This window comes from Gordonia sp. AC31 (assembly GCF_031844505.1).
GTDB classification, from domain to species: Bacteria; Actinomycetota; Actinomycetes; order Mycobacteriales; family Mycobacteriaceae; genus Gordonia; species Gordonia hongkongensis.
On sequence record NZ_JAUZVK010000007.1, the window covers coordinates 196,980 to 216,712 of the forward strand.

Annotated in this window: 14 protein-coding genes; 11 read left to right on the top strand and 3 right to left on the bottom strand. The window is 69.0% G+C overall.

Features of this window, described 5'->3' with window-relative positions:
• Nucleotides 1-20: 20 nt before the first annotated feature.
• On the bottom strand, nt 21-3,887 hold the full coding sequence (locus Q9R39_RS11140) for a Pls/PosA family non-ribosomal peptide synthetase (protein WP_311277499.1): 3,867 nt from the start codon (nt 3,885-3,887) through the stop codon (nt 21-23).
• Between the two features lie 159 nt (nt 3,888-4,046).
• Here Q9R39_RS11140 and Q9R39_RS11145 point away from each other — a divergent pair, with 159 nt between their 5' ends.
• From Q9R39_RS11145 to Q9R39_RS11155, 3 genes are all read left to right on the top strand, one after another.
• Entirely contained in the window at nt 4,047-5,021 is a 975-nt protein-coding gene (locus Q9R39_RS11145) for an alpha/beta hydrolase (RefSeq protein ID WP_288814981.1), read from the top strand.
• 4 nt (nt 5,022-5,025) lie between these two features.
• Nucleotides 5,026-5,433: a YidH family protein gene (locus tag Q9R39_RS11150; RefSeq protein WP_068972081.1), complete on the top strand. Its 408-nt coding sequence runs from the start codon at nt 5,026-5,028 to the stop codon at nt 5,431-5,433.
• A gap of 75 nt (nt 5,434-5,508) precedes the next feature.
• Complete coding sequence (locus tag Q9R39_RS11155; RefSeq protein ID WP_311277500.1) at nt 5,509-5,790, top strand: hypothetical protein; 282 nt, start codon at nt 5,509-5,511, stop codon at nt 5,788-5,790.
• A 273-nt stretch (nt 5,791-6,063) separates the two neighbouring features.
• Here Q9R39_RS11155 and Q9R39_RS11160 read toward each other — a convergent pair whose 3' ends face one another.
• Nucleotides 6,064-7,980, bottom strand: a complete 1,917-nt coding sequence (locus Q9R39_RS11160; protein ID WP_311277501.1) for an ABC transporter ATP-binding protein — start codon at nt 7,978-7,980, stop codon at nt 6,064-6,066.
• Between the two features lie 234 nt (nt 7,981-8,214).
• Between Q9R39_RS11160 and fgd the strand changes: the two genes are divergently transcribed.
• Complete coding sequence (gene fgd, locus Q9R39_RS11165; RefSeq protein WP_065630452.1) at nt 8,215-9,225, top strand: glucose-6-phosphate dehydrogenase (coenzyme-F420); 1,011 nt, start codon at nt 8,215-8,217, stop codon at nt 9,223-9,225.
• Here fgd and Q9R39_RS11170 read toward each other — a convergent pair whose 3' ends face one another.
• Nucleotides 9,226-10,125 carry a LysR family transcriptional regulator gene (locus Q9R39_RS11170; RefSeq protein ID WP_311277502.1) on the bottom strand — a complete coding sequence of 300 codons (900 nt, stop codon included), beginning with the start codon at nt 10,123-10,125 and terminating at the stop codon, nt 9,226-9,228. It abuts the gene before it with no gap.
• 96 nt (nt 10,126-10,221) lie between these two features.
• On the opposite strand from Q9R39_RS11170, the gene Q9R39_RS11175 reads away from it, so the two are divergent.
• The 7 genes from Q9R39_RS11175 (at nt 10,222) to Q9R39_RS11205 (ending at nt 19,732) form a co-directional block, all read left to right on the top strand.
• Nucleotides 10,222-11,310, top strand: coding sequence for a DMT family transporter (locus Q9R39_RS11175; protein ID WP_311277503.1), 1,089 nt, complete (start codon nt 10,222-10,224; stop codon nt 11,308-11,310).
• Nucleotides 11,268-11,867 carry a hypothetical protein gene (locus Q9R39_RS11180; RefSeq protein ID WP_211539490.1) on the top strand — a complete coding sequence of 200 codons (600 nt, stop codon included), beginning with the start codon at nt 11,268-11,270 and terminating at the stop codon, nt 11,865-11,867. Before Q9R39_RS11175 ends, Q9R39_RS11180 begins: the two co-directional genes overlap by 43 nt.
• Before the next feature lie 17 nt (nt 11,868-11,884).
• The gene (locus tag Q9R39_RS11185) at nt 11,885-12,490 is read left to right on the top strand and encodes a TetR/AcrR family transcriptional regulator (protein ID WP_065630369.1); all 606 of its coding nucleotides are present in this window, start codon (nt 11,885-11,887) and stop codon (nt 12,488-12,490) included.
• A gap of 11 nt (nt 12,491-12,501) precedes the next feature.
• A complete protein-coding gene (locus tag Q9R39_RS11190) occupies nt 12,502-14,160 on the top strand; it encodes an FAD-binding oxidoreductase (RefSeq protein ID WP_277243507.1) in 1,659 nt (552 codons plus the stop codon).
• Nucleotides 14,161-14,202: 42 nt separating this feature from the next.
• Complete coding sequence (gene pta / locus Q9R39_RS11195) at nt 14,203-16,401, top strand: phosphate acetyltransferase (protein WP_247450420.1); 2,199 nt, start codon at nt 14,203-14,205, stop codon at nt 16,399-16,401.
• On the top strand, nt 16,398-17,618 hold the full coding sequence (locus Q9R39_RS11200; protein WP_311277504.1) for an acetate kinase: 1,221 nt from the start codon (nt 16,398-16,400) through the stop codon (nt 17,616-17,618). The genes pta and Q9R39_RS11200 overlap by 4 nt, the downstream gene beginning before the upstream one ends.
• A 374-nt stretch (nt 17,619-17,992) precedes the next feature.
• Entirely contained in the window at nt 17,993-19,732 is a 1,740-nt protein-coding gene (locus Q9R39_RS11205) for a DUF222 domain-containing protein (protein WP_311277505.1), read from the top strand.
• Nucleotide 19,733: the final 1 nt, after the last annotated feature.

Consider the following 19,733-nt stretch of genomic DNA (forward strand, 5'->3'; position numbering starts at 1 on the left):
GCTGCTCGACCAGCTGGAGATCAGCGCGGCCAGGGAGCGATGGGGTTCCCCTGCCAGCGGGTGTGGGCCGGGACCACATCGCCGCGCATGACCAGCGATGCCGGTCCGACGGTCGCCGAGTCGCCGAGTCCGGACGCCGGTAGGGCGACGCAGTGCGGGCCGAGGGTCGCGCCGGCCCCGAGCGTGACGCGGTCGATGGCCATGACCCGATCGTGGAACAGGTGGGTCTGCACGACGCAGCCGCGCTGCACGGTCGCGCCGTCGCCGAGGGTGACGAGGTCGGCCTCGGGCAGCCAGTAGGTCTCGCACCAGACGCCGCGGCCGATCTTGGCGCCGAGCATCCGCAGCCACAGGTTGAGGATCGGCGTGCCGGTCGCGGCGTTGGCGAACCACGGAGCCGCCACTGTCTCGACGAAGGCGTCGGACAGCTCGTTCCGCCACACGAACGAACTCCACAGCGGATGTTCGCTCACCGTGATGCGGCCGACGACCAGCCATTTCGCCGCCGCTGCGGTGACGCAGGCGATCGCGCCGACGACCAGCAGGAGCAGACCGCTCACCGCTGCCGCGACCCCGTAGTGCTCATGGACGGCCACATACTGCAGCGCGAGCAGCAGTCCGACGCCGAGTCCGAACGACACCATGACGGGCACCAGGCGCAGTGTCTCGATGAGTGCTCGGGCGACCTTGAGCGTCGCCGGCGGGTCGAAGGTGCGTGAGGTGTCGATCTCGGCGGCGGTGCGGCGCAGGCGGACCGGTGGGCTGCCCAGCCAACTCGAGCCCGACTTGGCCCGGTCGGGCGTCGCCGACAGCACGGCCACCAGACCGTTCTTGGGGACCTTGCGCCCGGGGCCGGTCATGCCGGAGTTGCCGAGGAAGGAGCGCTTGCCGATCTTCGCCTCGTCGATGTGCAGCCAGCCGCCACCGAGTTCGTACGACGCGACCATCGTGTCGTCGGCGAGGAAGGCGCCGTCGCCGATCGTGGTGAACTTGGGGAGCACGAGCGCGGTCGAGATCTCGGTTCCCTCACCGACCTTCGCGCCGAGGATGCGGAACCACGTCGGGGTCAGCAGGCTGGCATACAGCGGGAACAGATAGGTGCGGGCCGCGTCGAGAAGGCGTTCGGTGATCCAGACCTGCCAGCCGACGCGGGACCGGACCGGGTGATACCCGGTGTGGAGCCCGATCGAGGCGAGCCGGACCAGGACCGCGGTGATCGCCGCGAACACGAACAGGCTCGTGACGGTGGCCACGGGTAACAGGATCAGCGCCCGGATCCCGACGTCGCGCAACCGGTCCGCGGTCAGCGCCCAGGCGCCGATGACGGCCAGGCCGGAGGCGAGCGAGAGCAGGGGGATGGCGGCGAGCCCCAACGACGACAGTCCGTAGATCGGTACCCACCACGTCGCCCGCGGGGGCCGGTGGTCGGGCCAGGGATGCTCGGCCTTGCCGATCTTCACCGCGGGCGACCCGGCCCAGTGCTGCCGGGCCTTGACCCGGCCGAACACCGCCGAACCCGGGGCGACGACCGCGTCACGTCCGACGACCGCACCAGGGGTGAGCGTCGACCGGGCACCGATCGACGCGCCGCGTTTGATGGCGATCTCGCCGATGTGGACGTCGTCGCCGTCGATCCACCATCCGGAGATGTCGACCTCGGGTTCGACGGACGCGCCGTCCCCGACCGTGAGCAGTCCGGTCACCGGCGGGATGGTGTGCAGGTCGACGCCGCGCCCGATCGACGCACCGAGAGCCCGCGCGAGGTAGATCATCCACGGCGCACCGGACAGGTTGGCGGCACCGCTGGCGTCGAGGAGTCGCTCGGCCACCCAAAGCCGGACGTGGACGCTCCCGCCCCGCGGATGAACGCCCGGAGCGACCCCGGCGAGGAGCACCCGCGCACCGAGCGCCGCGATGCACATGCGACCGGGCGGGGTGATGAAGATCAGGAACGCCGCGAGCAGGACCCACCAGTTGATCTCGACCAGCCACTCGACCGTGCGATCCATCCGGTCGGCGACGAGCAGCGCCACGTTGTTCGCCACACCGAGCCATGTGGCCCACTGCAATCCGGTGAGCGTCGTCAGCGGGATGGTCAGCAGGAGCTGCGCCAGCCCGGCCGAGCGTGGGGTCGGTTCGACGAGGCGTTCATCGATGCTCGTCGTCGGGCGGCGGGCGTCGAGCATCTCGGCCATGGACCCGAGGCGCGGACGGTCGTAGAGATCGGCCACCGAGATGTCGGGGTAGCGTTCCCGCACCGCGGTGACGAGCTGGGCCGCGGCCAGTGATCCACCGCCCTCGGCAAAGAAGTCGACGTCCGGGCTGGAGACGGTCATGCCGAGGACGTCGGTCCACAGCTGCGCCAGCCACAGTTCGGTCTCGCTGAGTTCAACGTCGTCATCCACTGGTCTGTCGCTGCCCGGCAGGGGCCAGGGCAGCGCATCACGATCAACCTTTCCCGAAGTGCGCGTAGGCAATTCGTCGACGAGGGCGAGGGTGGGGACCATCGCGGCGGGCAGCTGTCGCCGCAGCTCGGCGTGCGCCTCGGCGACGTCGAAGCCGGGATCGGCCGACACGAGATAGCCGACGAGCAGACTGTTGCCGGCCGCGGACTTGCGGACCGCGGCTGCGGCTCCGCTCACGCCGGGCAGGTTCTGCAGAGCGTTGTCGATCTCGCCGAGTTCGATGCGCCGTCCGCCGACCTTCACCTGGTCGTCGGCGCGGCCCATGAACAACAGGCCGGCGGTGTCCAGGCGCACGAGATCGCCACTGCGATAGGCGCGTTCCCAGCCGAGCGTGGGCATCGGTGCGTACTTCTCCGCGTCCTTCGCGGGATCGAGGTAGCGCGCCAGGCCGACGCCGCCGATAACCAGTTCGCCGACCTCGCCTTCGGCCACCGGTTGGCCCTGGGCATCGACGACCGCGAGATCCCAACCGCGCAGCGGCAATCCGATACGGACCGGGCCGTCGCCGCCCAGCGGGGCGGCGCACGCCACGACCGTCGCCTCGGTGGGGCCGTAGGTGTTCCACACCTCGCGACCTGTGACGGCGAGCCGGTCGGCGAGCTCGGGCGGGCAGGCCTCGCCGCCGAAGATCAACAGCCGCACGGCTTCCAGCGCCTCCGGCGGCCACAGGGATGCCAGCGTGGGAACCGTCGACACGATCGTGATGTCGCGCGCCACCAACCACGGACCGAGGTCCATGCCGCTGCGGACCAGCGAGCGCGGTGCGGGCACCAGGCACGCGCCGTTGCGCCACGCCAGCCACATCTCCTCGCACGAGGCGTCGAACGCGACCGACAGTCCGGCCAGGACACGGTCGTGCGGGCCGATCGGGGCGTCCGGCAGGAACATGGCCGCCTCGGCGTCGACGAACGCCGCCGCGTTGCGGTGGGTGACCGCGACGCCCTTCGGCTTGCCGGTGGAACCGGAGGTGAAGATGATCCACGCGTCGTCGTCGGGTGTGGGGCGGGCAGGAGATTGCGCGGGCGTCGACGCCGGTTTCGTCGAACGGGGTCCGTCGGCGTCGACGATGGCGTCGACCTCGGCCTCGCCGAAGACGAGCTCGGCGCGTTCGTCCGGGTCGTCGGCGTCGACCGGCACATACGCGGCGCCGGCATAGAGGGTCGCCAGGATCGCGACGTACAGGTCCCGCGACCCCGACGGCATCCGGATGCCGACCCGGCTTCCCCGCCCGACGCCGACCTCGCCGAGACGTGCGACCGTGCGGCGGACCACGGCCAGCAACTGGCCGTAGGTGAGGGTCATCTCGCCGTCGTCGATGGCCGCGGCATCCGGGTGTGCACGCGCGGTGGCGGTGAGCACGTCGCAGAGGGTGCGCGGCGGGTCTGCCTGTGCAGACAGGAGGAATTGAGGTGGAATGGGCACCTAAACGGCACCTGCCGGGCGCATCCGCGATCTGGTCACGAGTCCGAGAATATAGCCGACGAAGGTGACCGAACGACCTCGACACCATGAACGGCGACCCCGACGAACGGACTGAAACGGACGCTCCCGGGGTGTACGTTCGGGCACAGGAGGAATCTGATGCCCATCGTTCATCACCGTCGGCCGAGCCTGCGGTCGTTCCCCATCTGGTTCGGTGCGCGTGCGCTGCTGAAACCGACCCTGGCGCTGTGGCCGGTCAACAAGCAGGGGCTGGCGGGGCTGTTCCTCATCGACCGCATCTTTGCCGTTGGACCCAAACCCCGCGGCGTGGTCCGTGAGCAGCTGGTCCTCGCCGGGCGGCCCGCCGAGCTGATCATGCCGGTCGGACCGTCCCGCCGGGACGGCGACACCGCGATGCTCTACCTGCACGGCGGGGCCTTCGTGGTCTGCGGGCTCGGCACCCACCGATCGATCGCCGCGCGGATGGCGCGGGCGTGTGCGGTGCCGGTGTTCGCACTCGAGTACCGGCAGCTGCCGAAGGCCGGTGTCGGGACGTCCGTCGTGGACGCGGTCGACGCCTACGCGGAGCTGATCAACGAGCGTGGCTTCCGACGGGTGATCGTCGCCGGTGACTCGGCCGGCGGTTTCCTGGCCGCGAAGGTGGTCGAGGCCGCCGCAGCCCGCGGCCTGCCCACACCCACGGCGCTGATCGGGTTCTCGCCGCTCCTCGACATGGACCTGGGGGTCCACCCGGACCGTTCGAGTCGATCCGACGCCTATCTGCCCAAGTCGAAGATGGCCCGGTTGGCGCCCCAGTTCGATCAGGGGCCCGTCCAGCTGACCGGCGTGCGCCGCATCGCCGACGCCGATCTCACCTCGTTCCCGCCGACCGTGCTGGTCGCGGCCGAAGGTGAGATGCTCGAGCCCGACGTCATCGACCTCGTCGAGTCGCTCGACGCTGCGGGCGTCACGGCCGTGGCGCACCTCTACGCATGGCAGGTGCACGCCTTCCCGGTGTTGAGCGCCCGCCACCCGGAGACCCTGGACGCGGTCGAGGTGACCGCGGCCTTCGCCGCCGAAGCGATCCGAGAGGGCAAGAGCACTGACGAGCGAACGGGCAAACGGGCCGGCTGACGGGGTGAGTGCCCCGAACCCGGCGACTCCGGATGCGGTGAACCCGGGGCAGTCGTACGCCGACGAGCTGGAGACCAGACCGCCAGGCGCAGTGGACGCCCGATTCACCCTCGCCGCCGAACGAACGCTGCTCGCCTGGGTCCGGACCGCACTCGGCTTCATGGCGGCCGGTATCGCGGTGGTCTACCTCGCTCCCGACGAGACGACGCCGATGGTCGACATCACGCTCGGCGTCGTGATGGTCGGACTCGGTGCCTCGCTGGCGGTTCTCGGGGCCTGGCGGTGGCGACGGACCACGCGAGCGCTGACCTCCGGTGGCGAGATGCCGGGGCCGACGCAGGTCATGCTTGTGGTCGCTGCGATAGTGGTGGTGGCCGTCCTCGTCGCGGTTGCCATGGTGATCCAGTCCTGACCTGCGCTCCACAACGGCACGCTGCCCATGTCGGCGGCCGCGACCATCAGCTGTCCACCACTGCAGGAGATCATCGTGACCACCGGCCCCGACTTCTCGCGGAGCGCGCAGACGTTCTCGATGACGCTGACCATCGTCGGCGCGACCATCCTCATCTTCTGCATCGGCTGGCTGACGGTCGGCTGGTGGCAGAACGGCCGGTGGTTCTGGGTGGTCGTCGGGATCGCCGTGGTCGTCGTGAACGTCGTGCTGATCGCCATGCAGCTCCGCCGCCGCCTCGGTGAACGGGTCAAGGACACCGACGATCGCCCCCGGCGCCGCGGCCTGATCGACAACTTCGACGACCTCGACGACTGAACTCACCCCCGCTTCCTGATCCGAGAGAACGACATATCCATTGCTCCCTGAGGTGCGAGGAGCGCAAGCGACGCCCTCCCTATGCTCCCTGAGGTGCGAGGAGCGCTAGCGACGCCTTCCCTCTGCTCCCTGAGGTGCGAGGAGCGCTAGCGACGAGCCACGAAGGGCTTGGCGACGCATCTCACCAGGACCCTTCGTGACGGCCTCCGCAAGCTCCGGCCTCCTCAGGGAGCAATGGTTGGGCGGAGCTTGCGGAGGCCGCGTCACGAAGGGTCACGCCGTCAGCGAATCCGAGTCCTCGGGGTCGTCCTCGGCGAACTGCGTTCGGTAGAGCTCGGCATAGCGTCCGTTGCGTGCCAGGAGCGTCGGGTGATCACCGCGTTCGACGACACGCCCGGCTTCGAGCACGACGATCTCGTCGGCGGCCCGGATCGTCGACAGCCGGTGCGCGATGACGATCGAGGTCCGTCCCTCGAGGGCCTCGCCGAGCGCCGCCTGGACCGCCGCCTCCGACGTCGAGTCGAGATGCGCGGTCGCCTCGTCGAGGATGACCACCGACGGTTGTGCGAGCAGCAGGCGGGCGATCGTCATGCGTTGGCGCTCACCGCCGGACAGCCGGTAACCGCGTTCGCCGACGACGGTGTCTAGTCCGTCGGGCAGCGAGCCGACCAGCTCGTCGAGCCGAGCCCGTCGCAGTGCGTCCCAGATCTCGTCATCGGACGTGTTCGGCTGGGCGAGCATGAGATTCGCCCGGATGGTGTCGTGGAAGAGGTGGCCGTCCTGGGTGACGAGACCGACGGTTCGGTGGACCGATGCGGTCTGCAGTTTCCGAATGTCGACTCCGGCCAGCTGGATCGAGCCCTCGTCGACGTCGTAGAGGCGGGTCGCGAGACTCGCGATGGTCGACTTGCCGGCACCGGAACTGCCCACGAGAGCAACCATGCTGCCGGCCGGGACATCGAGGTCGACATGGTGCAGGACCGTCGTGCCGGCCCGATTGTCGAGTTGGGCAACCTCTTCCAGCGATGCCAGCGACACCTTGTCCGCCGCCGGATAGGCGAAGGACACGTCGTCGAATCGGACGGACACCGGCACGGGCCGCCCGCTGTCGGTGCCGGGCACCGGGATGGCGTCGGGTGCGTCGGCGATGAGGGGTTGTAGGTCCAGGACCTCGAAGACGCGCTCGAAACTGACCAGGGCGCTCATGATCTCGACGCGTGCGTTCGCCAGGGCCGTGAGCGGCGCGTACATCCGGGTGAGCAACAGGGCCAGTGAGACGACCGCGCCCGCGGACAGATGATCCTGTACCGCAAGCCATCCGCCGAGCCCGTAGACCAGGGCGAGGGCCAGCGCCGACACCAGCATCAGCGTCGTCATGAAGTACGCCTGCAACATCGACCGCCGTACGCCGATGTCGCGGACCCGGTCGGCGCGGTCGGCGAACTCGCGCGACTCGAGATCGGGGCGCCCGAACAGTTTCACCAGCGTGGCGCCGGGGGCGGAGAAGCGCTCGGTCATCTGCGTGGACATGCGGGCGTTGTGCTCGGCGGCCTCGCGGGAGAGCGCGGCCATGCGCCGGCCCATCCGTCGCGCCGGTATCACGAAGACCGGCAGCAGGATCAGCGCCAGCAACGTGATCTGCCAGCTGATCGCGATCATGACGCCCAGCGTCAGGGTGAGGGTGACGATGTTGGACACGACGCCGGACAAGGTGTCGCTGAATGCCCGCTGGGCGCCGATGACGTCGTTGTTGAGTCGGCTCACCAGGGCCCCGGTGCGGGTGCGGGTGAAGAACGCGATCGGCATCCGCTGCACGTGGTCGAAGACAGCTCGCCGTAGGTCGAGAATGAGACCCTCCCCGATGTTCGCCGACAGCCACCGGACCCCGATTCCCGCGGCGGCCTCGGCGACGGCGATCAGCGCGATGGCGACCGCGAGTCCGACGATCATCATCTCCGACCCGCTCTCGGTGATGAGGTTGACGACGCGACCCGCCAACAGCGGGGTCACGACGGTCAGCACCGCGGTGAAGACCGACAGCAGGAGGAACCATCCGATCCGGCGTCGGTGCGGTCGGGCGAACCCACCGATACGGCGAAGTGTCACCCGGCGGTCGCCCCGCAATCGCTTGCTGCTGGGCTGGGTGGAGGACTTGTACATCATGTCCCAGGCCACGGACTGCATACTCATGCCGTCCACGGTAGAACTTAAACCCAACTTGAGGTCCAGCTTGTTCGCTGCGGGAGGAATCCCGAGTGCGGATGTGCTGGCCCGCCACCGGCCGGCTGAGGTCCCGTCCGGCTCCCGACGTCGGCGTCTGTCCGCATGCTCTACGTTGGTATGCGAGGTCACACGACGATTGGGCCGACTCCGCAGACCGGCCCGCGCCGGCGGGTGAGGGCCGGTGGCAAAGGAGCGATGGACATGGCAGAACTCAAGCTCGGTTTCAAGGCATCGGCGGAGCAGTTCGATCCGCGCGAGCTGGTGGAGATCGCGGTCGCGGCCGAAGAGCACGGGATGGATTCGGTTGCGGTGAGCGATCACTTCCAGCCCTGGCGGCACAACGGCGGCCACGCCCCGTTCTCGCTGGCCTGGATGGCGGCGGTCGGCGAGCGCACCAAGCGCGTGCAGATCGGCACCTCGGTCATGACCCCGACCTTCCGCTACAACCCCGCGGTCATCGCGCAGGCCTTCGCCACGATGGGCTGCCTCTACCCCGGACGCATCATGCTCGGTGTCGGCACCGGCGAAGCGCTCAACGAGTACGCGACCGGTTTCCAGGGAGAGTGGCCGGAGTTCAAGGAACGCTTCGCGCGCCTGCGCGAGTCGATCAAACTCATGCGCGAACTGTGGACCGGCGAAGAGGTCAACTTCGACGGCGAGTACTACCACACGCAGGGCGCCTACATGTATGACATTCCCGAGCAACCGATCCCGGTCTACGTCGCCGCCGGTGGGCCGGTGGTCGCACGCTACGCGGGCCGTGCCGGGGACGGTTTCATCTGTACCTCGGGCAAGGGGCCCGAGCTCTACACCGAGAAGCTGCTACCCGCGGTCGCCGAGGGTGCGGCAAAGGCCGAGCGCGATGTCGACACCATCGACAAGATGATCGAGATCAAGATCTCCTACGATCCCGATCCCGAACTGGCGCTGGAGAACACCCGGTTCTGGGCCCCGCTGTCGCTGACCCCGGAGCAGAAACACAGCGTCAACAGCTCGACCGAGATGGAGCGGCTGGCCGACGAGCTCCCGATCGAACAGGTCGCCAAGCGGTGGATCGTCTCCTCCGACCCCGACGAGGCCGTCGAGAAGGTCAAGTTCTACACCGACGCCGGGCTCAACCACCTCGTCTTCCACGCCCCCGGCCACGACCAGCAGCGGTTCCTGGAGAACTTCGAACGCGACCTCGCACCGCGCCTACGTAAGCTCGGCTGATCACGAAAAACCCTGCGCGACCGCGGCGTCGAGCATCTCGAGCACCCGTTGGACGGGCGGCAGGTCGAGTCCGCTCTGTCGTACCCGGACCCGCACCTCGCGTGCGGGCGTCGGGTCGACGATGGGAACTGCCGTGACGCCGGGCGGCAGGTCGACGAGCGCGAGCCGGGGGACGACGGTGAGTCCGACCCCGGCCGCGACGAACCGTATCGCGGTCGGGTAGTCCTGGGTCTCGACACTGAAGTCGGGTACGAAACCGACCGACGTACATGCGTCGAGTACTGCCTGCCGGCAGGGGCCCCGCGCCACGTCGTTGTCGACCCACGGCACCTGGGAGAGCTCGCGCAGGGTCACCGACTCCAGCGCCGCCCATGCTGAATCCACGGGTACGACAGCGGAATACGGGTCGGTGGTCAGCCGGCGTCCGACGAACCCGGCCACGTCCGCGGACGGGCGTTGACTGTCCTCGACATAGATCTCGATGTCGGGTGCCGCCGACGACGGGCCCATCAGCTCGATGAGGCGGAGATCCAGTCGCAATCCGGGGAACTCGCGCGAGATGGTGGCGACGATCGGCGGGATCCAGGTGGCGCCCGCCGAGGCGAAGTAGTTGATGCGCAGCTGACCGAGTCGGCCGTCGCGCAGCTCCGAGATCAGACCGTCGATACGGGCGATCTGCTCGAAGACGGTGTCGGACTCGCGGGCCAGGATGGTGCCGGCCTCGGTGGGCACGATGCCGCGACCGTCCCGCTCCACCAGCGACAACCCGGTCTCGCGCTGCAGGGTGGCAATGTGCTGGCTGACCGCTGACGGCGTGAATCCGAGCGAGGCCGCGGCTCCGCCGATGGACTGCTCGCCGATGACCGAGCGCAGAACCCGGAGGCGGTGGATGTCGACCATGGGGCGACGATACCGCGGCGACTGTGCAGCGGCGCTGAACTGTTCGGAACAAGTATTCACTTGTCCTGAAGTGCCGGATGAGTGAATCTGGAACACATGTCCTCGCGCCCGACACCGGCATCGGCTGGGTCCGCCACCGCCCTGCCGGCTCTGGCCGCCGTCGTCACCGTCGTGCTGTGGGCGTCGGCGTTCATCGGCATCCGCGCGCTCGGTGACACGTTCTCGCCGGGTTCCATGGCGTTCCTGCGGTTGCTGGCGGCGGTGATCCCGCTGACGCTCATCGTGATGGTGGTACGTCTGCGCGCACGGACAACCGGGGCGCCGGCCCGTCCGCTGCTACCGCGCGGCCGTGCGCTCGCACAGGTGACGGCGTACGGGGTCGCCTGGTTCGCGGGTTACACCGTCCTGTTGAACTGGGCCGAACGTCACCTCGACGCCGGGACCGCGGCGCTGCTGGTGAACCTGGCACCGATCCTCGTGGCCGTCGCCGCGGGACTCTTTCTCGGAGAAGGGTTCCCGCGTCACCTCGTGATCGGTATGACGATCGCCTTCGCCGGTGTGGTGCTGATCGCCGCCGGCGGGTCCGCCACCGCGGACGCGCACGCCGACTGGCTCGGCATCGTGCTCGGGGTCGCCGCGGCGGTTCTCTACGCGACCGGTGTGCTGATCCAAAAATCGGCCCTACGCAGCGTCGACGCGCTGACCGCGACCTGGCTCGGTGCGGTCGCCGGTCTCGTGGCCACCGCGCCCTTCGCCCCCGTCGCCGTCACCGAGCTGTCCGGCGCCGAGTCGGGGGCGATCTGGGCGGTGATCTACCTCGGGGTCGGGCCGACCGCGATCGCGTTCTCCACGTGGGCCTATGCGCTGGCCCGCACCGACGCGAGTGCGATGGCGGCCACCACCCTCGTGGTCCCCGCGATCGTCATCGTCCTGTCGTGGGCGCTGCTCGACGAGTTGCCCACCGGCGTCGGCATCGTCGGGGGACTCCTCTGTCTCGGTGGGGTCGCCATCGCCCGGCGGTTGCTGCCGATGAGGCCGCGTACGGGCCGGTCGGCGCGTAGCCTGGACGTGTCGTCGCCGACGATGACGCCCTCCGATATACGACGCGTTTCCGGCACGACCGCAACCGAGGAGACATCGCCATGCGCAAGTTCGTCGCCGGCCTCGCCATCGGCGGATCGCTGACTTTCGCCACGGCGACAACGCTTCTGGCTGTCGACTCGGAGTCGCCCGCGGCGTCGCCCAGTGTGAACTGCGGACCGCTCACCGGTTCCGGACCGATCCCCGGGTGTTCGTACCGCGTCGACGGGACCCGGTTGCAGATCGGTCTCTACAACAATGCGACGCGCAATCCGGCGGTGGAATGCACCCTCACACCGAGCGGCGCGGTCCACCCCACCGCCGCCACCACGATGGGGCCGGGGTCGCGTGGGGCCCTCACGGCGTCGGTGTATCCGAATGTGCCGAGGACCTTCGTCGTCCATTGCCTCGGCGGCGGTGCGGGCGCCGACCGCGTGGACCGGCAGACCACGATCACCGCGCGCGCCGAGACGCCGGAGCCGGCGCGGACGACGCCTTCGGTCCGCCGTACGTCACCGGCGCCTGTCCCGTCGGCGCCCTCGACGTCATCCGAACCGGATGATTCCGCCGGGATCACCACGACACCTCCGACCACCGAGGACGCCGCACCGGAGCGCGCCGTGACCACGACGACCACCACGACGGTTCCCGCCGCATCCTGATTCGCTACGGTTTTCGCATGGATCGTGACCGCATGGTGGATGTCGGAGTCGGGCTGGTGTCCCGGTTCGGGGCCAAGACGCTGAGTCTGACGTCGGTGGCCCGGCACGCCGGGGTGGCGCGGGCGACCGCCTACCGGATGTTCGGCGGCCGCGAAGCGCTGGTCACGGCCATCGTGGAACGCGAGGTGTCGCTGCTGCGGGTCAAGTTGATCGAGTGGTCGGCGACCGCGCCCGACGCCGCGGGCAAGATCCACGCGCAGGTGGTGAACGTGCTGCCCTACATCCGCAACCACGACGCGTTGCAGTACGTGCTGCGCAAGGAGCCGGAGGAAGTGGTCCGCGCGCTCGTCGCCACCAACGATTCGGCCGGGCCCACGCTCATCCATCAGATCGTGTCGGAGGCCCTGCCCGATCTGGAACCCGAGATCGGGGACCAGCTGTTCCCCACCCCGCGGGGGGCCGCGGAGTTCCTCGTGCGCACCATCTACTCCCTCATGCTCATCCCCGACAGCTTCCTGAGTGACGAGCAGATCGCCGAACTGGTCGTGCGGGCGATCGTCCGAGACGACACCGAGAGCGGTGGCGCGCCGACGGGCGGCAACCGGCCGGGCCCGGTCCGATGACCGGTGAGCACATGTCCGACGAAACCGCGATCCCCGTCGTGGGGATGCTCCGCCCGCGGTGGGGAGACCCGGCGCGCACCGCCGAGCTGCCCGGCGCCGCAGCAGCTCTGGCCGGGGACCGGGAAGCCGCCGCCGGCGTCGACCCGGACACCATCTCGCCGGCTCGGTCGACGGTCGATGTTGCTGTCCGCGAGGATATTTCGGCGGTCGTCGGCGCCGACCACGTCTCCGACGCGGACGCGGCACGGGTGCAGCACACGCGCGGGTACTCCACCCCGGACATCCTGCGGTTGCGCGCGGGTGACGCCGACGACGCGCCCGACCTCGTCGTGTACCCGGGCGACCACGACGAAGTGGTCGCGATCCTGCGGGTGTGTTCGGAGCGACGGATCGCGGTGGTGCCGTTCACCGGCGGGACATCCGTGGTGGGTGGGTTGACGCCGGACCGCGCCGGACTCGCCGGCGTGATCAGTCTCGACCTTCGCCGCCTCGACCGCGTGGTGGAGATCGACGAGATCTCCCGGACGGCGACCCTGCAGGCCGGTCTGCGCGGACCCGCGGCCGAGGCGCTCCTGCGCGAGAAGGGTTGGACCATCGGTCATTTTCCGCAGTCCTATGAGGGCGCCGGGATCGGTGGCTATGCCGCCACTCGCTCGGCCGGCCAGTCGTCGGCCGGATACGGGCGCTTCGACGAGATGGTCGAGGGCCTCGTGTTGGCGACTCCGCGCGGAACCGTCGAACTCGGTACCGCGCCGCGGTCGGCGGCCGGACCCGACCTGCGTCAGCTGGTCCTCGGGTCGGAGGGCGTGTTCGGGGTCATCACGAGCGTGCAGATCCGTATCCGCCCGGCCCCGACGGCCCGCGTCTTCGACGCCTGGCGGTTCGCCTCGTTCGCCGAGGGCGCGACCGCTCTCCGTCGGCTGGCCCAGGACGGTCCGCTGCCGACGGTGCTCCGGCTGTCCGACGAGGTGGAGACGGCGTTGAATCTCGCTGATCCCGCCGGCGCCGGGAGCGAAGCGAGCGGGCCGGATGACGCCGGCGCCGGGAGCGGTGAGGGCGATGGTGATGGCGATGGCGATGGCGATGGCGGCGGGTGTCTGGTCGTCGCCGGGTACGAGGGTGCGGCCGACGAGGTGGCGCGGCGACGCGATGCGGCATCGTCGGTGTTGATCGACGCCGGTGGCGGGGCGCTGGGGGAGGGTCCCGGAGAGGCCTGGCGGACAGGACGTTTCGCGGGACCGTACCTTCGCGACCCGTTGCTCGATGCCGGGGTGTTGGTCGAGACGCTCGAGACCGTCGCGTTCTGGTCGCGGCTGCACGACGTGCGCGCCGCGGTGACGGCCGCGCTGACGGACTCGCTCACTGCCTCGGGTACGCCGCCGCTGATCATGTGCCACGTGAGTCACGTCTACGCGTCGGGTGCCTCGCTGTACTTCACGGTCGTCGCACCGTTCGCCGACGACCCGCTGGCGCAGTGGGGGGCGGCGAAAGTCGCGGCCAATTCCGCGATCCGGGCGTCCGGTGCCAGCATCACCCATCATCACGCGGTCGGGCGGGATCACCGTGACGCGTACCACGACGAGATCGGGCCCCTGGCCCTGGACGCGTTGCGGTCGGTCAAGGCGTCGCTCGATCCCGACGGTGTGTGCAATCCGGGTATTCTCCTCTGACGCCCGACTCCGGGACCGGGGTTGCCCGGTCCGTCCGCCACTATGCTGGGGCGCATGGCCACGGATAGAGTCCAGACCGCCGACGCCGACGGACCCGCGAGCGCGGATCAGATCGTCGCCGACCCCACGACCAGCATCTACATCGCCTCGGCCGAAGGCGAGACCGGTAAGTCCATCGTCGCGCTGGGGTTGCTGGCCCTGCTGTCGGCGACCGGCGGGCGGGTCGGGGTGTTCCGTCCGATCTCGCGGACGGCCGCGGAGGATCGTGATCCGATCCTCGATCTCCTCCTCGACTACGAATCCGCCGACCTCCCGTACGAGGACTGTCTCGGTGTCACCTACGAGGAGGTGCACAACGATCCCGAAGGTGCGGTCGCCGAGATCGTCGCGCGCTTCCACGCCATCCAGTCCCGCTGCGACCGCGTGGTCATCGTCGGTTCGGATTACACCGACGTCGGCACCCCGTCGGAGCTGAGCTACAACGCCCGGATCGCCGCGAATCTGTCGGCGCCGATGGTGTTGGCGATCAAGGCGATCGACCGGTCGCCGGAAGAGATGCACGGTCTGGCCGAGGGGCTGATCGCCGAGGTGACCGCTGCCCATGCCACCCCCGTCGCCCTGGTTGCCAACCGGTGCGACCCCGACCGCCTCGACGAGATCCGGGACCAGTTGCGCAGCACCGGGATTCCGGCGCTGTGCCTACCCGAGGAGCCGGTGCTCTTCGCCCCCACGATGGGGGAGCTCAAGGAGGCGCTCGGCGCGACGATGTACAGCGGTGACGAGGAATTGCTCGACCGCGAGGCGCTCCGGGTGATGGTCGGTGGCATGACCGTCGAGCACATCCTGGAGCGGCTCACCGACGGCACCGTGGTCATCACGCCCGCCGACCGGTCGGATGTTCTCCTGGCACTCGTGAACGCCAACACCGCACAGGGTTTCCCGCGTCTCGCCGGCATCATCCTCAACGGCGGACTCAAACCGCACCCGATGATCGAGGCGCTGGTGAGCGGGTTGAAGCCGACCCTGCCGATCATCAGCTGCCCGCAGGGCACCTACGACACCGCGCGTACCGCCGCTCACACGCGCGGCAAGGTGGGGGTGGGCTCGGTACACAAGATCGAGGCCGCACTGGCGATGATGGAGACCCATGTCGACCCCGAGAAGGTCATGCGCAACCTCAACGTGTCGACGCCGACCGTGGTGACGCCGCAGATGTTCGAGTACCGCCTGATCTCCCGTGCGCGCGCCGACCGAAAGCACATCGTGTTACCGGAGGGCGACGATGACCGGATCCTGCGGGCCGCCAACAGGCTTGCGCGGCGCAGCGTTGCCGACCTCACTCTGCTCGGTGATCCCGAAGCGGTGCGCGAGCGTTCCATCGAACTCGGACTCGACCTCTCCGACGTCACGGTCATCGACCCGGCCGAGTCGGAGTATCTCGACGAGTTCGCCCGGATCTACACCGAGCTGCGCAAGCACAAGGGTATGGATCTGGAACGGGCCCAGGAGAAGATGCGTGACGTGTCGTATTTCGGCACGATGATGGTGCACACCGGGCGCGCCGACGGGATGGTGTCGGGGGCGTCGCACACCACGGCCCACACGATCCGGCCGGCCTTCGAGATCATCAAGACCAAACCGGGTGTGTCCACCGTGTCGAGCGTGTTCTTCATGTGCCTGGCCGACAAGGTGCTCGCGTACGGCGACTGCGCCATCGTCCCGGATCCGTCCGACGAACAGCTCGCCGACATTGCCATCTCCTCGGCGCAGACGTCCGCGGCCTTCGGTATCGATCCCCGGGTCGCGATGCTGTCGTACTCGACCGGGACGTCCGGATCGGGCGCCGACGTCGAGAAGGTCAAGACCGCAACCGAACTCGTGCGCGAGCGGCAACCCGATCTGCTGGTCGAGGGGCCGATCCAGTACGACGCCGCGGTGGAACCCTCGGTGGCGAAGACCAAGATGCCCGACTCGCCGGTGGCCGGCCGTGCGACCGTGCTGATCTTTCCCGACCTCAACACGGGCAACAACACGTACAAGGCGGTGCAGCGGAGCGCGGGGGCGGTCGCGATCGGCCCGGTGCTGCAGGGCTTGAACAAGCCGATCAACGACCTGAGCCGCGGCGCCCTCGTCTCGGACATCGTGAACACGGTCGCCATCACCGCGATCCAGGCCCAGCAGGAGGGCGTGGACCCACTCGCCGAGAACGCCGCCTCCGCCGAGGCCGAGGGTCCCCGATGAGCGGGGCGTCGGGTGCGGTGCTGGTGCTCAACGCCGGCTCGTCGTCGCTGAAATATCAACTTGTGCAACCGGCGGACGGCATGGTGATCGCGGAGGGCATCGCGGAGCGGATCGGCGACTCCGGTTCGTCGATGACGCACGAGCAGAACGGTGAGACCGTCACCGAGACACTGGAACTCGACGATCACCTCGCCGCGGTCCGACGGGCGGAGCGCTTCTTCGCCGACAACGGAACCGATCTGGCCGACGCGGGACTGAGTGCGGTCGGGCATCGGGTGGTGCACGGTGGCCGGTCGTTCTACGAGCCGACGGTGGTGACCCCCGAGGTGATCTCGGAGATCGAGCGGATCTCCCCGCTGGCGCCGCTGCACAATCCGGCCAACCTGGTCGGCATCCTGGCGGCTCGGGAGTTGCTCCCCGACGTCCCCTCGGTAGCCGTGTTCGACACCGCGTTCTTCCATGGGCTCCCCGACGCGTCGGCGACATACGCGATCGACCGTGCGGTCGCCGACGAACATGCCATCCGCCGCTACGGTTTTCACGGCACCAGCCACGAATACGTCTCCGGCCGGGTGGCCGAGTTCCTCGACCGCGACCCGGCGTCGCTGAACCAGATCGTGCTGCACCTGGGCAACGGCGCGTCGGCGTCGGCCATCGCGGGCGGGCAGCCGATCGACACGTCGATGGGTATGACCCCGCTCGAGGGACTGGTGATGGGAACCCGCAGCGGTGACCTCGACCCCGGGCTGGTCCTGCATCTGAACCGGGTGGCGAACCTGTCCGTCGACGAGATCGACACGCTGCTCAACAAGCGTTCGGGACTTCGAGGTCTGTGCGGCGAGAACGACTTCCGCGCGATCACCGAATTGATGGACAACGGTGACGACGCCGCCCGACGCGCCTTTGACGTCTACATCCACCGTCTGCGCCGCTACCTCGGTGCGTACGCGTTCGCCCTCGGCCACGTCGATGCCATCACTTTCACGGCCGGGGTGGGGGAGAACTCCGCAGTCGTCCGCGCCCGTGCGCTGGCGGGGTTGGAAGGGTTCGGGATCATCGTCGATGACGAGCGAAACGCTCAGCGTGGCAAGGAGGCTCGACGCATCTCGGCCGACGACAGCGCGGTGGACGTGCTCGTCGTTCCGACCAATGAGGAGTTGGCCATCGCACGGCAGTCGGCGGCGGTGGTCGGGTTTGAGGTCCGTGCGTCCCGCTGAAGGTTGTGCTGACGGCGCGGGCCGCTGAGCGAGCTCACGAAGGACGCACCGGTTTGGAGTGGGTGGTGGCTGTTGTGCCGGCCGGTAGGTGGGGCCCAGCCTGTTGGCGCGTTGGCATCGTCCCGACCGCGTACTCGGAGGTCGACATTCCGGCTCCGAAGAAGGGTCGGCACCGCGGATTGTTAGGCAGGATGGCTGCGTTGGGAGGCAACCGGATAAGTGACAAGACGCAGCATAGTTCGAGTTGCGGTTGCCCTTATCACGCGCCACCGACAAGATGAGCTCTGCGGATGGTCAACGAAAACCATTGCACCCCAGCGGCATAGCCGTTACACTCGATCATGTATTCGTGCAAACGTCTCCGGGGGGTGACAATGTCTGACGAATCAATAACGCCGCAACCGCGCGCCGTCGAGTTGGTGGCCGAGCTGCACGCGACCCTCGACAAACTGCAGACCGTCGACTTGTCCCCGTGCACCGACGAAGAACTGATTGAAGTCGCCGCCGCTACCGAACGCGCGATCGCGCGAACCACTTACGCCGGCGACCGGCAAGTCGCCGAAATCGAGGCTCGGGATCTGCCCCGCAAGACCGGCTGCCGCACTCTGATGCAGTTCATGACCCACCGGCTGCGGATCTCCAACCCGATGCGTCGACGCAAGCAGCTGAACGCCACCGCCGCGCTGACTTGCCTCAACGGCGACCGTCTCGAACCCGAACGCCCGACGCTGGCAAAAGCTTTCGCCACCGGATCCGTGGGAACCGGGCACGTCCAGGCCGTCATCGATGTCCTCGACCAGATTCCGCATGCTGTCGAACACGACGTGAAAGTCGCCGCCGAGCGGCAGATGGCCGAGATCGCCGAAGCCCACACCCCTGCCGAGATCGCCCAGCTCGGCTCGCGGTTGCTTGCCCACCTCGATCCCGACGGCACCCTGGCCGACGACACCGACCAGAAACGACGCCGCGGCCTGTGGATCGGTCGGCAACGCGCCGATGGCACCGCCAAGATCTCGGGCACCCTCACTCCCGCACTCGCCGCCCGGCTCACCATGATGTTCGCTGTCTGGGGCAAACCCGGGCTCAACAACCCCGACGACCCCCAGTCGCCCCAAGGCCCGGCCGGCACCGCCGACCCCGACGCCCTCACCGCCGCCGCCGATCGCGACGGACGCACCCCCGCCCAGTCCAATCACGACGCGCTCGACGCCGCACTGGCCGCCGGTTTCGCCGACGGCGCACTCGGCACCTCGCATCGCGGCCTGCCCGTCCAGCTGATCGTCAAAGCCGACCTCTCCGACCTCGTCCGCGAAGCCGGACTCGCGACCACCGCCACCGGCACCCTACTTCCCATCCGGGACTTGATCGCGATGGCCGGTGACGTCCAGCCGTGGTTGGCGATCTTCAAAGACGCCACCGCTGTGCCGCTGCACTTCGGGCGGGGCAGACGTCTGGCCACCCGCGAACAGCGCCTCGTCTCCTTCGCCCGTCCCGACGGGGAAGTGTGTTCGGCGCCCGGCTGCGATCAGCCCGCCACCCACATCGAGCTTCATCACGCCCACAAAGATTGGGCCAAGGGCGGTCTCACCGACATCGACGACCTCGCACCCGCCTGCCCGCGCCACAACCGGATGGTCGGCGACAATCCCGGCCAGTACACCACCCACATCGAGCGCTCTGGACCTGATGAAGGCCGCTGCGTCTGGCGATTGAACGCCGAACCCGGCGCCCCACCCAATCCCGGTCGCCTGAACCGCCGACCCGACATACCGCGGCGGTTCGCTGAACACCTGAACACCGTGCGCGACGAGATCCACGGACCACCAACCCGGCCCGGCGGTCAGACGCGCCCGACCCTTCGTGACGCGCCCTCCGCAAGCTCCGGGCGCTCCTCAGGAAACCGGGCTGACGCGCCTTCCGCAAGCTCCGCAGGGAGCAGGGGGCCCGGCGATCAAGCGCGCCGCTCATGGCTGAAAACCAGCCACGTCATCGACGTCCGACCGCCACTGCGCGTGCGTCGCAGCACCCGTCCATCACCGGTCGAGGCCCACCTCGCGGAGCTCCTCGGCGAAGACCCGCTCGTGCGCAACGCAACAGGGACGTTCTTCGGATAGC

Bases quoted from the DNA above. Each gene is read 5' to 3' on its own strand.
- Q9R39_RS11145 (WP_288814981.1), top strand. From the start codon at position 4,047: ATGCCCATCGTTCATCACCGTCGGCCGAGCCTGCGGTCGTTCCCCATC.
- Q9R39_RS11160 (WP_311277501.1), bottom strand. From the start codon at position 7,980: ATGAGTATGCAGTCCGTGGCCTGGGACATGATGTACAAGTCCTCCACC.
- fgd (WP_065630452.1), top strand. From the start codon at position 8,215: ATGGCAGAACTCAAGCTCGGTTTCAAGGCATCGGCGGAGCAGTTCGAT.
- Q9R39_RS11170 (WP_311277502.1), bottom strand. From the start codon at position 10,125: ATGGTCGACATCCACCGCCTCCGGGTTCTGCGCTCGGTCATCGGCGAG.
- Q9R39_RS11175 (WP_311277503.1), top strand. From the start codon at position 10,222: ATGTCCTCGCGCCCGACACCGGCATCGGCTGGGTCCGCCACCGCCCTG.
- Q9R39_RS11180 (WP_211539490.1), top strand. From the start codon at position 11,268: ATGCGCAAGTTCGTCGCCGGCCTCGCCATCGGCGGATCGCTGACTTTC.
- Q9R39_RS11185 (WP_065630369.1), top strand. From the start codon at position 11,885: ATGGATCGTGACCGCATGGTGGATGTCGGAGTCGGGCTGGTGTCCCGG.
- Q9R39_RS11190 (WP_277243507.1), top strand. From the start codon at position 12,502: ATGTCCGACGAAACCGCGATCCCCGTCGTGGGGATGCTCCGCCCGCGG.
- pta (WP_247450420.1), top strand. From the start codon at position 14,203: ATGCTGGGGCGCATGGCCACGGATAGAGTCCAGACCGCCGACGCCGAC.
- Q9R39_RS11200 (WP_311277504.1), top strand. From the start codon at position 16,398: ATGAGCGGGGCGTCGGGTGCGGTGCTGGTGCTCAACGCCGGCTCGTCG.
- Q9R39_RS11205 (WP_311277505.1), top strand. From the start codon at position 17,993: ATGTCTGACGAATCAATAACGCCGCAACCGCGCGCCGTCGAGTTGGTG.